The 14,487-nt window shown below is 51.3% G+C and carries 12 protein-coding genes; 3 read left to right on the top strand and 9 right to left on the bottom strand.

Annotated elements, in window-relative coordinates; genetic code table 11:
• Positions 1-8: 8 nt before the first annotated feature.
• From lpdA to sdhC, 7 genes are all read right to left on the bottom strand, one after another.
• Complete coding sequence (lpdA, locus tag AC5E51_RS03995; protein WP_301388718.1) at positions 9-1,451, bottom strand: dihydrolipoyl dehydrogenase; 1,443 nt, start codon at positions 1,449-1,451, stop codon at positions 9-11.
• A gap of 28 nt (positions 1,452-1,479) precedes the next feature.
• Positions 1,480-2,727 carry a 2-oxoglutarate dehydrogenase complex dihydrolipoyllysine-residue succinyltransferase gene (gene odhB / locus AC5E51_RS03990; RefSeq protein ID WP_068441719.1) on the bottom strand — a complete coding sequence of 416 codons (1,248 nt, stop codon included), beginning with the start codon at positions 2,725-2,727 and terminating at the stop codon, positions 1,480-1,482.
• A gap of 29 nt (positions 2,728-2,756) precedes the next feature.
• Positions 2,757-5,594 carry a 2-oxoglutarate dehydrogenase E1 component gene (locus tag AC5E51_RS03985; RefSeq protein WP_076514763.1) on the bottom strand — a complete coding sequence of 946 codons (2,838 nt, stop codon included), beginning with the start codon at positions 5,592-5,594 and terminating at the stop codon, positions 2,757-2,759.
• Between the two features lie 267 nt (positions 5,595-5,861).
• The gene (locus AC5E51_RS03980; RefSeq protein WP_068441712.1) at positions 5,862-6,572 is read right to left on the bottom strand and encodes a succinate dehydrogenase iron-sulfur subunit; all 711 of its coding nucleotides are present in this window, start codon (positions 6,570-6,572) and stop codon (positions 5,862-5,864) included.
• A gap of 15 nt (positions 6,573-6,587) precedes the next feature.
• On the bottom strand, positions 6,588-8,363 hold the full coding sequence (sdhA, locus tag AC5E51_RS03975; protein WP_068441708.1) for a succinate dehydrogenase flavoprotein subunit: 1,776 nt from the start codon (positions 8,361-8,363) through the stop codon (positions 6,588-6,590).
• A gap of 3 nt (positions 8,364-8,366) precedes the next feature.
• A complete protein-coding gene (gene sdhD, locus AC5E51_RS03970; RefSeq protein ID WP_068441705.1) occupies positions 8,367-8,717 on the bottom strand; it encodes a succinate dehydrogenase, hydrophobic membrane anchor protein in 351 nt (116 codons plus the stop codon).
• Entirely contained in the window at positions 8,711-9,085 is a 375-nt protein-coding gene (sdhC, locus tag AC5E51_RS03965) for a succinate dehydrogenase, cytochrome b556 subunit (protein ID WP_068441702.1), read from the bottom strand. Before sdhC ends, sdhD begins: the two co-directional genes overlap by 7 nt.
• A 565-nt stretch (positions 9,086-9,650) precedes the next feature.
• Here sdhC and gltA point away from each other — a divergent pair.
• The 3 genes from gltA (at position 9,651) to AC5E51_RS03950 (ending at position 12,559) form a co-directional block, all read left to right on the top strand.
• A complete protein-coding gene (gene gltA, locus AC5E51_RS03960) occupies positions 9,651-10,928 on the top strand; it encodes a citrate synthase (protein ID WP_068441699.1) in 1,278 nt (425 codons plus the stop codon).
• Positions 10,929-11,001: 73 nt separating this feature from the next.
• Positions 11,002-11,868, top strand: coding sequence for an NAD(P)-dependent oxidoreductase (locus tag AC5E51_RS03955; protein WP_297533278.1), 867 nt, complete (start codon positions 11,002-11,004; stop codon positions 11,866-11,868).
• Between the two features lie 115 nt (positions 11,869-11,983).
• The gene (locus AC5E51_RS03950; RefSeq protein ID WP_068441696.1) at positions 11,984-12,559 is read left to right on the top strand and encodes a hypothetical protein; all 576 of its coding nucleotides are present in this window, start codon (positions 11,984-11,986) and stop codon (positions 12,557-12,559) included.
• Here the strand turns inward: AC5E51_RS03950 and AC5E51_RS03945 are convergent.
• The gene (locus AC5E51_RS03945; RefSeq protein ID WP_301376766.1) at positions 12,551-13,345 is read right to left on the bottom strand and encodes an MOSC domain-containing protein; all 795 of its coding nucleotides are present in this window, start codon (positions 13,343-13,345) and stop codon (positions 12,551-12,553) included. The genes AC5E51_RS03950 and AC5E51_RS03945 overlap by 9 nt on opposite strands.
• A gap of 57 nt (positions 13,346-13,402) precedes the next feature.
• Positions 13,403-14,350 carry a chemotaxis protein CheV gene (locus AC5E51_RS03940; protein WP_297533276.1) on the bottom strand — a complete coding sequence of 316 codons (948 nt, stop codon included), beginning with the start codon at positions 14,348-14,350 and terminating at the stop codon, positions 13,403-13,405.
• Positions 14,351-14,487: the final 137 nt, after the last annotated feature.

The raw sequence follows: 14,487 nt of genomic DNA, 5'->3' as shown, positions 1-14,487 counted from the left end.
AGACCAGCTTACTTGGCTTTAGGGCGACGATTGGCCTTATGAATGGCCTGATTGTTCACCGCAAGCGCAGCTTCATGCACAGCTTCAGAAATGGTTGGGTGTGCGAACACCATCATACCCACGTCTTCAGCGCTGGAACCGAATTCCATAGCAACAACGATCTGCTGACAAAGATCACCAGCATTCGGACCGATCACACTGGCACCAAGAATACGGTCAGTTTCAGCATCGGCGATAATCTTCACGAAGCCATCCGTATCTGCAGCGGCCATCGCCCGGCCATTAGCAGCGAACGGGAACATACCAACGTTATATTTTTCGCCATTTGCTTTCAGTTCATCTTCGGTTTTACCGACCCAGGCAATTTCTGGGTGCGTGTAAATAACAGAAGGAATGCAGTCGTAATTAATCTGCGCTTTATGACCGGCGATGCGCTCAGCAACCATGACGCCTTCTTCAGACGCTTTATGTGCCAACATAGGACCACGTACTACGTCACCTACAGCCCAGACTCCAGGAGCGTCTGTTTTACAGGTTTCGTCGACGTGAATAAAACCACGCTCATCAAGGTTAACGCCGCAGTCACCTGACAGCAGACCTTCAGTGTAAGGACGACGACCAACCGCTACGATCAGCTTATCGAACTCTTCTGACTTTTCACCTTCAGAATCCTGATAGGTCACGGTCACTTTCTTACGCTTAACATCCGTACCAGTGACTCGTGCACCGACGCGAATATCCATGCCTTGCTTGCCAAACAGCTTCTTAGCTTCTTTAGCTACCGTCTGGTCAACAAGGTGAAGGAAATTATCCTGCGCTTCGAGAACCGTAACTTCTGAACCGAGACGACCCCATACAGAACCAAGCTCAAGACCGATAACACCGGCACCAATAACACCAAGGCGCTTAGGCACCTTAGTAAATTCCAGCGCACCGGTAGAATCAACAATAACGTCGTCGGCCAATGGCGCTGGTGGAATTTCAACCGGCACAGAACCCGTCGCGATAATTACGTTTTCTGCATCAAGCACTTCAACGTTACCGCTGTGGTCAGTGAACTCTACCTGCTTGTTAGCAAGCAGTTTACCTGTCCCTTCAAACGACGTTACACCGTTTGCTTTAAACAGCGTCGCAACACCCATGGTCAGGTTTTTAACGATCTGTTCTTTGCGGGCCATCATCTTTTCGATATCGATGGAGACCTTACCGGTAGAAATACCGTGCAGTTCAAACTTCTCGTGCGCTTCTTCATATTTGTGAGAGCTGTCGAGAAGTGCCTTTGAAGGGATACAACCTACGTTCAGGCAGGTGCCGCCCAGCACAGGCTTATCTTCTTTGCTGACCCATTTTTCAACACACGCAGTCTTCAGACCAAGCTGCGCACAGCGAATAGCTGCTACATAACCACCAGGACCACCACCGATGACTACAACATCAAATTGTTTGCTCATAATAAATCCTTAAATTTCCGAAACCCTATCAGATATCCAGCAACAGACGCGCTGGATCTTCGAGCAACTCTTTAATGGTTACCAGGAACTGTACTGCTTCTTTGCCATCGATCATTCTGTGATCGTATGACAGAGCAAGATACATCATTGGCTGAATAACAACTTCACCATTCACTGCCATCGGACGTTCCTGAATTTTGTGCATTCCCAGAATAGCAGTCTGAGGAGGATTCAGAATAGGCGTCGACATCAGTGACCCGAAAATACCACCATTTGTGATGGTAAAGGTGCCACCCTGCATATCATTGATACCCAGCTTACCTTCGCGGCCACGCTTACCGAAATCACCAATAGTGCTTTCAATTTCCGCCAGACCCATGCTGTCAGTATCACGCAGAACTGGAACAACCAGACCGCGTTCAGTAGAAACGGCGACACCGATATCCTGATATCCGTGGTAAACCATGTCGTTACCATCGATAGATGCGTTAACCGCAGGGAAACGCTTCAGGGCTTCAGTAGCCGCTTTCACGAAGAAAGACATGAAACCGAGTTTCACACCGTGCGCTTTTTCAAAAGTATCTTTGTACTTTTTACGCAGCTCCATAACCGGGCCCATGTTCACTTCGTTGTAGGTCGTGAGCATGGCAGCGTTCTGTTGCGCCTCGACTAAGCGACGAGCGATGGTTGCACGGAGACGAGTCATAGGAACACGTTTCTCAATGCGGTCACCTTCATCAGCCATAGGTGCAGCGGCGGCAGGTGCAGCAGGTGCCGACTTAGGCGCTTCTGCTTTTGGTTCTGGAGCAGCGGCAGGCGCCGGCGCAGAACCACCCTTCAGATGATTAACGACATCTTCTTTGGTAACACGACCGTCTTTGCCAGTCGCCTTGATCGATGACGGAGCAATACCATTTTCTTCAACCAGCTTACGCGCAGCCGGGCTCATGATGATGTCACCATCATCAGATGCTTCTGCAGTTTCAGCAGGCGCCGATTCGGTTTCATCAGGCGCTGAAGAAGACGCAGCATCCACCGCGCCCTCTTCAAAGATTGCCAGCACTTCGTCACTCAGAACCACATCGCCCTCTTCTTTATGAACGGTTTTTAATGAACCGTCCGCAGGAGCGACAACTTCGAGTACGACTTTATCCGTTTCAATATCCACCAGAAGCTCGTCGCGCTGGATGGGTTCACCCGGTTTTTTGTGCCAGGTTGCCACAGTGCCATCAGCGACAGATTCAGGAAAGGTGGGTGCCTTAATTTCGATGCTCATTCGATTTTCCTTAGAGTTCCTGCGATACGTCAGCCCTGGAGATCCAGAGCGTCACGGATTAATTTTTCCTGTTGCTCCAGATGGAGCGCCATGTAACCAGCAGCTGGAGACGCAGAGTGATCACGCCCTGCGTACTCAAGATGCCACTTTGGATTCAGGTCATGCGCGACTTTGCGCATATGGTGCTGGCTGCTGTACCAGGCGCCCATGTTCATCGGTTCCTCCTGCACCCAGTAAATGTCCTTGGCGCCTTTGTATGGCTCCAGAATCTTACCGAGGAAGTTATGAGGAAACGGATAAATCTGCTCAATCCGAATGATCGCAATATCGTCGATCTCTTCCGCGCGGCGGCGTTCAAGTAAATCGTAGTAGACCTTACCGGAACAGAGCAAAATTCTGCGGACTTTTTTCGGATTAATATCATCAATTTCGTCGAGACAAGTACGGAAGCGGCCTTCAGCCAGCTCTTCAAGCGTACTGGTCGCCAATTTATGGCGCAGTAACGACTTGGGCGACATCACAACCATTGGCTTACGCAGTGGGCGAATCATCTGACGACGTAGCATATGGTAAACCTGCGCCGGTGTTGAAGGCACACAGATCTGAACATTGTGTTCTGCACAAAGCTGCAAATAACGTTCAAGACGCGCAGACGAGTGCTCTGGCCCCTGGCCTTCGTAGCCGTGTGGCAGCAGCATAGTCAGACCACACAGACGGCCCCACTTGTGTTCACCTGACGAAATAAACTGGTCGAATACCACCTGGGCACCGTTGGCAAAGTCACCAAACTGCGCTTCCCAGATAACCAGAGTCCCTGGTGTCGTGGTTGCATAGCCGTATTCAAATGCCAGTACGGCTTCTTCAGAGAGAAGCGAGTCGTAGATATCAAACTTCGGCTGACCTTCTTCGATATGCTGAAGCGGCACATGAGTGCTCGCATCTTTCTGGTTATGCAGCACGGCGTGACGGTGAGAGAACGTACCGCGACCTACGTCCTGCCCCGTAAGGCGGATTCCGTAGCCCTGTTTAATCAGAGTGGCGTACGCCATGGTTTCTGCGAAACCCCAGTTGATTGGCAGAGCGCCTGCAGCCATCTTACGACGGTCCTCAAGAATCTTGCCGACCTGACGCTGAACTGCAAAGCCTTCTGGCGGTTCCTGAAGCTGATGCGCGAGTTCCTGCAGCTGCTTCATATCAAACTTAGTATCGCCTTTGGTCGTCCACTCATGGCCGAGGTACGGACTCCAGTCGACGAACAATTCTTTGTTCGGCTCCTTAACCAAGGACTTAACCACGTGAAGACCATTATCCAGAGCCAGTCGATACTCTTCTTCGAGCTGCTTACTGGTGTCTTCAGTCAGGACGCCCTCTTCAACCAGACGCTTCGCGTAAAGTGTACGGGTTGTCGGGTGGCTCTTAATTTTCGAGTACATCAGCGGCTGAGTACCTGATGGCTCGTCAGCTTCGTTGTGACCGCGACGGCGATAGCAAACAAGGTCAATCACCACGTCTTTACGGAACTCGTTACGATAATCAACGGCCAGCTGAGTAACAAAAAGCACCGCTTCAGGGTCATCGCCATTCACGTGCAAAATCGGCGCCTCAACCATTTTTGCAACGTCAGTGCAGTATTCCGTTGAGCGGGTATCTTCACGCTTAGAAGTCGTAAAACCGACCTGGTTGTTAATGACGATGTGAACAGTACCGCCGGTTTTGTAAGCGCGTGTCTGAGACATCTGGAATGTCTCCATAACAACACCCTGCCCCGCGAATGCTGAGTCACCGTGAATACTGACAGGAACAACCTTTTCACCCACAGGATCACTACGACGATCCTGACGCGCACGCACCGAACCCTCAACCACTGGAGAAACAATCTCAAGGTGAGATGGGTTGAATGCCAGCGCCAGGTGAACTTCACCGCCCGGTGTCATCACGTTCGAGGAGAAGCCCTGGTGATACTTCACGTCGCCGTGAGATTCGTATTCTGCTTTACCATCAAACTCATCGAAAAGATCTGAGGTTTTCTTACCCAGTGTATTAATCAGGGTATTCAGTCGGCCACGGTGGGCCATACCGATCACGATCTCTTTTGCACCGTACGTACCGCTGCGCTGAATCAGCTCATCCATTAACGGGATAAGAGACTCACCACCTTCCAGGCCGAAACGCTTAACACCCGGATAACGAGAGCCCAGGTATTTTTCCAGGCCTTCTGCAGCCGTCAGACGCTCCAGCAGGTGCATTTTGATTTCTTCACCGTATTTCGGGTGAGAGCGGACGCTTTCAAGACGTTGCTGGAACCAGCGCTGCTCTGCGGTATTGACGATGTGCATGTATTCAGCACCCACCGTTCCGCAATAAGTGGTTTCTAACGCATCAATGATTTCTTTCAGTGTCGCCTGATCCTGACCGACAAACAGGTTTCCAGTCTGGAACACTGTATCGAGGTCAGAGCGGGTCAGGCCATGAAAATGCAGATCAAGATCAGGAACAGTCTCGCGAGTCATCAACGCCAGAGGATCAAGCTTAGCGTGCTGGTGACCACGGCCGCGATACGCATTGATCAGCTGCAGTACTTTCATCTGCTTGCGCTCGTGTTCGCTGCTCACTGGCGCGGACATCATAGGCTTAGCGCGACGCTGATTCTTTGAAATGAGTAGAAATTGATCCCGGATGGGCTTATGCGGGGTGTCGACGGTGCTGTTTTCGTCAACGCGAGGGAGTTTGTCGAAATAGTTGCGCCACTCTTCGGGCACTTCGTTTGGATCGCGGAGATAGGTTTCGAACAACTCCTCGATGTAAGCAACATTACCACCCGCTAGCTGCGAAGTGCTCCATAGTTGCTCCATTGTCAGTTCGTGCATGTATGACCACCCTGTGTCAATTTCTGAACAAGGGAATGCCACCACAGAGATGCATGCACCGACTCTAGCACAAGGCGAAGTAGAGGGTCGATCGGATAGATCGCAAGGCCTCTGAGGTAGCACCGGGATGCCCGGTTCCCTCAACTGTAAACTAGCTTAGTCAACAATGGGACTTTTTGGGTTCCATTGCGAATAAAATTGTCGACGTAAGCGGGTTGTATGTCCAACCCGACTTACGTCTCATACCACCGGTCGGAAGTGGTACCGTTACACCTGCTGTGACAGCAGCATGTTACGGATGTGTCCAATGGCGCGTGTTGGGTTCAGACCCTTCGGGCACACATTGACACAGTTCATGATTCCGCGGCAACGGAATACAGAGAACGGATCGCTCAAACCTGCCAATCGCTCTTCAGTTGACGTATCGCGGCTGTCTGCCAGGAAACGATAAGCCTGAAGAAGACCTGCCGGGCCAACGAACTTGTCTGGGTTCCACCAGAATGAGGGACAAGACGTTGAACAACATGCACACAGGATACACTCATACAGACCATCGAGCTTCGCACGCTCTTCTGGCGACTGCAGACGCTCGATAGCTGGCGCCGGAGTATCGTTATGCAGGTACGGCTTGATCTTCTCATACTGCTGATAGAACAGCGACATGTCGATAACCAGGTCGCGGATTACAGGCATGCCTGGCAGCGGGCGCAGAACCAACTTGTCCATTTTGCCTTTGGTCGCTTCAGAAATCGGAGTAATACACGCCAGACCATTCTTACCATTGATGTTCATACCATCAGAACCACACACACCTTCACGGCATGAGCGGCGGTAAGCAACAGAAACGTCCTGTTCCTTAACCAGGTGCAGCACATCCAGCACCATTACGTCTTTACCACCAGGAATGGTAATTTCGTAATCCTGCATGTATGGGGCTTCATCCTTCTCAGGGTTGTAACGATAAACACTAACTAACATATCAACACTCCCCTCTTAATAGGTACGGACTTTAGGTGGGAAGGCCTCAACGGTCTTAGGCGCGAAGTTCACCGCACGCTTGCCGATCGTCTTGGTTTCCGGGAAGTACAGTGAGTGACACAGCCAGTTTTCGTCATCACGCTCGGTGAAGTCGTTACGGGCGTGGGCACCACGTGACTCTTTACGCTCAATCGCAGCAACCGCGGTTGCATACGCAGTTTCGTAAAGGTTATCCAGTTCCAGAGCTTCAATACGCGCGGTATTGAATGCATTGCTCTTGTCGTCGAGAACCGTGTTCTTAACACGCTCACCGATTTCTTTGAGCATCTCCAGACCTTTCTCCATGCTTGGACCTTCGCGGAATACCCCGAAGTACAGCTGCATGGTTTTCTGAAGATCAGCACGAACAGCAGCAACGCTGTCACCAGAAGTCTGAGTATTCAGACGATTCAGGCGAGCCATTGCACGCTCAATGTCTTCTTCTGTTGGATCAACAAAGTCGAAACCATCTTTAAAGTTCTGCTCAACCTGCAGACCCACCGCACGACCAAATACAACCAGGTCAAGCAGAGAGTTACCACCAAGGCGGTTCGCACCGTGTACAGATACACAAGCGATCTCGCCAGCAGCGTAGAGACCTTCTACTACCACGTCGTTACCGTCCGCATCAACGGTCAGTGCCTGACCACCGATGTTTGTCGGAACACCACCCATCATGTAGTGACAGGTTGGAACAACAGGGATTGGTTCTTTAACAGGGTCAGCGTGCGCAAATGTGCGAGACAGCTCAAGAATACCCGGAAGCTTAGCGTTCAGGGTTTCTTCGCCCAGGTGATCCAGTTTCAGGAACACGTGGTCGCCATCTTCACCACAACCGCGACCTTCAAGAATTTCCATAACCATGGAGCGTGCAACAACGTCACGACCTGCAAGGTCTTTCGCGTTAGGTGCATAACGTTCCATGAAACGCTCGCCGTCTTTATTGATGAGGTAACCACCTTCACCACGACAACCTTCAGTCACCAGAGTACCAGCACCCGCAATACCTGTTGGGTGGAACTGCCACATTTCCATGTCCTGCATAGGAACGCCAGCACGAACCGCCATACCAACACCGTCACCAGTGTTGATCAGAGCGTTAGTCGTGGACTGATAGATACGACCCGCACCACCAGTCGCCAGTACAGTTGCCTTAGCTTTGATGTAAACAGTTTCGCCAGATTCGATATCGATAGCGATAACGCCCGCTACCTGACCGTTAGCATTTTTAACCAGATCAACGGCATACCATTCATTCAGGAAGGTAGTACCGCCTTTCAGGTTGCCTTGGTACAGGGCGTGCAGAAGCGCGTGACCTGTACGGTCAGCAGCTGCACAGGTACGGGCTGCCTGAGTAGGATCGTTAGGACCTTTCGACTGACCACCGAATGGGCGCTGATAAATACGGCCTTCTTCAGTACGGGAGAAAGGCAGACCCATGTGCTCAAGCTCGAATACCGCCTGAGGGCCTACGGAACACATGTATTCGATAGCGTCCTGGTCACCGATGTAGTCGGAACCTTTAACGGTATCGTACATGTGCCAACGCCAATCATCGTTTGGATCAGCAGACGCGATCGCACAAGTAATACCGCCCTGGGCAGATACAGTGTGCGAACGGGTTGGGAATACTTTAGTAACACACGCGGTTTTGATGCCTGACTCAGTCAGCTGCAGTGCAGCGCGCATGCCCGCACCACCACCACCGATTACGATGGCGTCAAACGACATAGTTCTGATTTTGCTGCTCATGACTTACACGCTCCAGAGAATATCGATGCCCCAGACCAGGTACGTGAACAGGAAACCTGCCATTACCAGCTGGAAAATAAAACGAAGAGACGTCGACCCGGTGATGTAGTCAGTGGAAATTGTCCACATACCAACCCAGGCGTGAGCACAGATAGAGATCAGTGCTGCCAGGCTGAATACTTTCATCCACACCTGAGAAAAAAGACCGTGCCACTCAGCAAAAGTCAGGTCCGGAGTAGCGACTACGAATCCAAACAGGAACAGAGTGTAAATAGCAAGAATGACAGCTGACAGACGCTGAATCACCCAATCGTAAAGGCCACTACGGCCAAAGTTTGTAACACTGTTTACCATACCCAGACTCCCGCCAGAACGATCACTACGACACCGGCAATCAAAGTAATGATTGCGCCGGTACGACCGCTTTCTTTGGTTTCACCAATTCCCATGTCCATCAACAGGTGTTTTACACCCGCCACAAAGTGATAACCCAAAGCAGACAGAATGCCCCAGGTGATGAACTTGGCCAGGCCACCATTCATTACTTCTTTCAGCTCATTGAAAGATTGCTCAGACTCCAGCGAAGCTCCAAGTGCACGGAGCATGAAGGCCACTGCAAAAAACAGAGCAAAGCCAGAAATACGGTGCAGGATGGACGCCTTGGCAGGAAGTGGGAGCTCAATAGTAGTCAGATCCAGATTTTTAGGTCTATTGCTATTCACGGCTCTATTACACTCTTATATGGGCCCGAAACTCCTGTCCGAAATCACTCAGACTGGCCCCGGGCACAGGCTCACGAAGGTTGACGATCCCCCTGTACAAGTCTTGCACAAGTTTGTCGCCGCGACAAATTATAAGCAGCGTAACCGTGTTTTACAAATGGCATGACAGCCTTATGACAGAGCATTCGGCAATTTCACCCCGTATATCTACACTGTTGACTGGTTGAGGTATCCCTGATGATGCGAGCAGTAACCGCAGCACCAGCAAATCCCGGCTCCAACGTCAGACATTAGTCGCAGGCTCCGGGTTAACAATCTGAACCATCTATACTTGACTCGAACCAGAAACTTATCATTGCCCTGGCGACAATTGACAAACCAGCTCCACAATCTATAGTTGTGCCCCTTTGTTTGGGGGTAACACCTTAAAAAGTGTTCTCTCCTGTGCTGAAATTCTGGCTGACCAGGCTGAATTTCGCAGCTGTAAAAAGCACAGCGACCGGGAGAGTTGGAGAACTTACAATGTTCTCTGGGGTATTAATCAGATAGCAGGAGGCCTCATTTCATGGCTGACAAGAAAGCAACACTGAAAGTCGATGGCGTAGAAGAAACATTAGAACTGCCGGTATACGAAGGCACCGTAGGACCTGATGTCGTCGACGTTCGCAGTCTGACTGGCAAAGGCCTGTTTACATACGACCCTGGCTTTGTATCAACCGCAGCAACCGAATCTGCGATTACATACATCGACGGCGCAGCTGGCGTACTGCTTCACCGCGGTTACCCAATTGATCAACTGGCTGAGAAGTCAGACTACCTGGAAACCTGCTACCTGCTGCTGCACGGCGAGCTGCCTGATGCAGAGCAAAAAGAAACATTCGTCAGCACCATTAAGAACCACACTATGGTTCATGAGCAGCTGAGCCATTTCTTCAACGGCTTCCGACGTGATGCTCACCCGATGGCTGTTATGTGTGGTGTTGTTGGTGCACTCTCTGCGTTCTATCACGACTCACTGGATATCCATGACGAGCATTCCCGCATGGTATCTGCACACCGTCTGATCGCGAAAATGCCGACACTCGCTGCAATGGTTTACAAGTACAGTATCGGCCAGCCGTTCATGTACCCGCGCAACGACCTGAGCTACGCAGAAAACTTCCTGCACATGATGTTCAACACGCCATGTGAAGAGAAGAAAGTAAGTCCGGTTCTGGCAAAAGCAATGGACCGTATCTTCCTGTTGCACGCTGACCACGAACAGAATGCATCGACCTCAACCGTACGCCTGGCTGGCTCTACTGGCGCCAACCCGTTCGCATGTATTGCGTCTGGTATCGCTGCACTCTGGGGCCCCGCCCACGGTGGTGCAAACGAAGCCGTTCTGAACATGCTGAATGAGATCGGCGACGAGTCAAACATCGACAAGTTCGTTGCAAAAGCGAAAGACAAAGAAGATCCATTCCGTCTGATGGGCTTCGGTCACCGCGTTTACAAGAACTTCGACCCACGCGCTAAAGTCATGAAGCAGACCTGTGACGAAGTTCTGGCTGAGCTCGGTATGGAAGATGATCCACTGCTGAAGATCGCGATGAAGCTGGAGAAGATTGCGACTGAAGACGAGTACTTCATTAAACGTGGTCTGTATCCTAACGTTGACTTCTACTCGGGTATCATCCTGAAAGCCATCGGCATCCCGACTGAGATGTTCACTGTGATCTTTGCAACTGGCCGTACTCCGGGCTGGATTGCACACTGGAACGAAATGATCAGCGGCAACTACCGTATCGGTCGCCCGCGTCAGCTGTACACTGGTTACGCTAAGCGTGACTACCCAGGCTAACGCCAGGGATAAGAAAAGCCGCTGACCAGCGGCTTTTTTTTTCGCCTCGAAAAACTGCACATAAGGATACCCCGTGAATATTCTCTTTATCGGCCTTGGCAATATGGGCGCCCCCATGGCTGCGCACCTCGCCAGCGCAGGCCACTCCCTGACCGTAGCAAACCGCAGCCCTGCCAAGGTTGCCCAGTGGCTCGCCAGCAACCAGGGGCAGGCATTAGCAACGCCCTCTACCCTCCCCGTGCAGACGGACGCTGTCATACTCTGCGTGAGCCGGGATGAAGACGTCGAAGAGTGGCTGATAGATAACGGTATAATAAATCAACTCAAGCCGGGTGCACTGATCGTCGATCACAGCACCACGAGTGCAGGCCTGGCCGAACGGATGGCCGCCGAAGCCTCAGAGAATGGCGTATATTTCTGTGATGTTCCCGTATCAGGCGGTCAGCAAGGTGCTCAGAATGGTCAGTTATCACTTATGGCGGGATGTGATTCCAACGCCTACGAGCGACTGGTAGATCTCACAGCACCATACACCAAAGCCATTGCGCACATGGGCGATCCGGGCTGTGGCCAGAAGACCAAGATGGTCAATCAGATCTGTGTCGCCGGACTGATTCAGTCTCTGGCCGAAGGGATCCACTTCGCTCAGGAAAGCGGCCTTGATCCAAAGAAGGTCATGGAGCTTGTCGGGCAAGGCGCCGCCAGTAGCTGGCAACTGATCAACCGCCACCAAACCATGATAGACGGCGACTACGACCACGGATTTGCTGTCTCGCTAATGCACAAGGACCTGCAAATCTGCCTCCACGAAGCCAGAGCTGAAGGCGTTTCTCTGCCCATCACCGAGATTGTGGATAGCTATTACCAACAACTCGAATCGGATGGCAACGGCCATAAAGACACGTCATCCCTGCTTTTACGACTACAGAAGCGCGAATAAAAGCAAGAGCCAGAAGGACACAGAACCTGACTATTGCATGACTTACACTGTTATGACTGGCTCCGGTGCGTACTTGTACTAAGCTAAGTTCAAACCTTTTCCGGATGCGAACTCCATGGCGCAACTTGAACGACATTCTCTCAGCCGCTCCGTCCCGGACGATCAGCTGAACTGGAGCCAGATAGGCGAAACCCTGACCTTGCTGGCACTGGCCGTCGCGCAGATCGATACCTCAATGAAAGAAGGTAATGATTCGGTAGATACTCTGACGCACAGCTTTACCTCAATCGCCAGCAAGTCGCGTCTGCTACTCGACCACTTTGCAAAGGTAGACCCGAACGCTCCTCAAGAAATTAAAAACGCCGCTGAAATCATCCACGCAGAAGTAGGCAAAGCCGTTGTCGCTTTTCAGTTTTACGATCGCTTGTCCCAGCGCATGGAACACGTAGGTGAGAGTCTCGAGAAGATGGGCCACCTGATCAGTGATCCCAAGGGCCGGTATATTGAAAAAGAATGGGTTCAGCTACAGAGCGAGATTAAAGCGAACTACACCATGGAAGCCGAACGTATTATGTTCGAGCACATCCTTGCGGGACGTTCAATCGCTGAAGCGCTCGAAATCTACCACCACCATTTTAACAAACCGATGGACGACTCCTTCGGTACTGATGACGACATCGAATTATTCTGATTCCGCGTAAAGCGCCTCACCTACCCCGAGGCGCTTCCCGGTGAATATTGCGTTCTGACCGAATATTATCCGGCCCTCAATCCGGCACCATTCTTTTAGTGCACTCATGACTTCAGGGCTGCGCTCAAGCGTGTCGGGATCACGTGTTGGAATAACACAACGCTCACAAGGCTTCACCAATGGCAGAACCTCGCCCAGATTCGTCGTTAACCTCGTCCAATCACGCTCTGCAAATGCGATATCAGCGCCTTCAATGACAATATTAGGCCTGAAACGACGCACATCGACAGGTACCTGTGCTGCCTCAGTCAACGCATCAAGGCTTTCCTGAGTAACCACAAGGAGCGGAAATCCATCCGCGTAACCTACTGCCGTATCGTCCGGGGCGTATTTGTTATCCGCCCTACGGGGGTTATTGTCCGGAAGCATAAACAAACGCGCAGGCTGCTCCAGAATGTCCGACAACCAGACTGCGACGTCATCGCCACAATTAACGCCAGTCACTTCATCACTCCAGATACGGACACGTTGTGGCTCCGCTGACGACGTCGTTGATACCTGCATCTCCCCTCGTTCCGGGTATCCAAGTACGAGTTTATCCGCCTCAAACCTAGGTTGAATGTACGCCATCGCTGGCACTTCTCTCTGAGTAATAAAGTCACCGCTGGGTGAGGCAATGACGAATCTGCGATCGCCGACCGGTCCATTCTGATCGAAACTTAATGACTCCACTTCGATACCAGAGCAGGACTTAACCGGATAGATAAACAGGCGGGATATTTTCATAAGAGCTCCTCAGAGAGCCCCCTAGTTTATACATCAGATCAGGCGGGGTATATGCCGTCAGCCTGCCGCGGACTGCTCGACTTTCATACGGATCAGTTTCTGCACTTCCTCAGCCAGACTGTGCGGTTTGAATTTCGACAGGAATCCATCGCAACCAACCTTCTCAACCATGGCTTTGTTGAAGTTGCCCGACAGTGACGTATGCAGTATCACAAAGGTATCTTTCAACTCAGGGTCTTGCCGGATTTCGGTAGTCAACATATAACCATCCATTTCCGGCATCTCAGCGTCTGTAATGATCATCAGCAGCCGGTCGCGGATATCCCTCCCCTCCTGTTTCCAGTGCATCAGAGTCTGATACGCTTCCAGGCCGTTACGCGCCTGAACAATATTCAGCCCCATCGGCGCGATCACGTTTTTCATCTGCTCCAACGCGACGTTAGAATCATCGACAATCAGAATATCTTTGCCGTGCACCTGTTCAAGCAACTCACGATCATAGGCATCCTCTGTGAGCTCAAGCTCATAAGGACTGATCTCAGCCAGGACCTTTTCTACGTCGATAATCTCAACGATGCGCTCGTCAATCCGGGTAATCGCCGTCAGGTAGTGTTGCCGACCCGCACCACCCGGAGGCGGCAGAATTTCATTCCAGTTCATATTCACAATACGATCCACACCACCAACGAGAAACGCCTGAATCGTCATGTTGTACTCAGTGACGATGATATTGCAGTTGCTGGTATCCCCTATCATCGGGCCCATCTTCACGGCCGCCCTGAGGTCAACAACAGGCACGGTTTGCCCCCTGACATGACAGACGCCGCGGATACAGGGGTGACTGTCCGGAATCTTGGTTAGTTCAGGCAGGCGCATAACCTCCTGCACCTTAAACACATTGATTGCAAAGTATTGCTGGCCACCCAAATGGAACAGCAGTAGTTCCAGCCTGTTCTGCCCAACGAGCTGGGTTCGGGCGTCAACACTGCTGAGTACGTTGCTCATAATCTACTCCGGACATCGTTACTCAGAAAAGTGTAGTCAAGCATCACCAAAACGCAGAACAAAATACCAGCTACACTCATTTTAATTGCCGGACAAACGTACGCTCCGGTGCGACAGATTTCGAAAAAACTCAACCA

It is taken from the genome of Thalassolituus sp. (assembly GCF_984348125.1).
The sequence above is the reverse complement of the archived record's forward strand: the minus strand, read 5'-3'. Positions and strand labels throughout refer to the sequence as shown.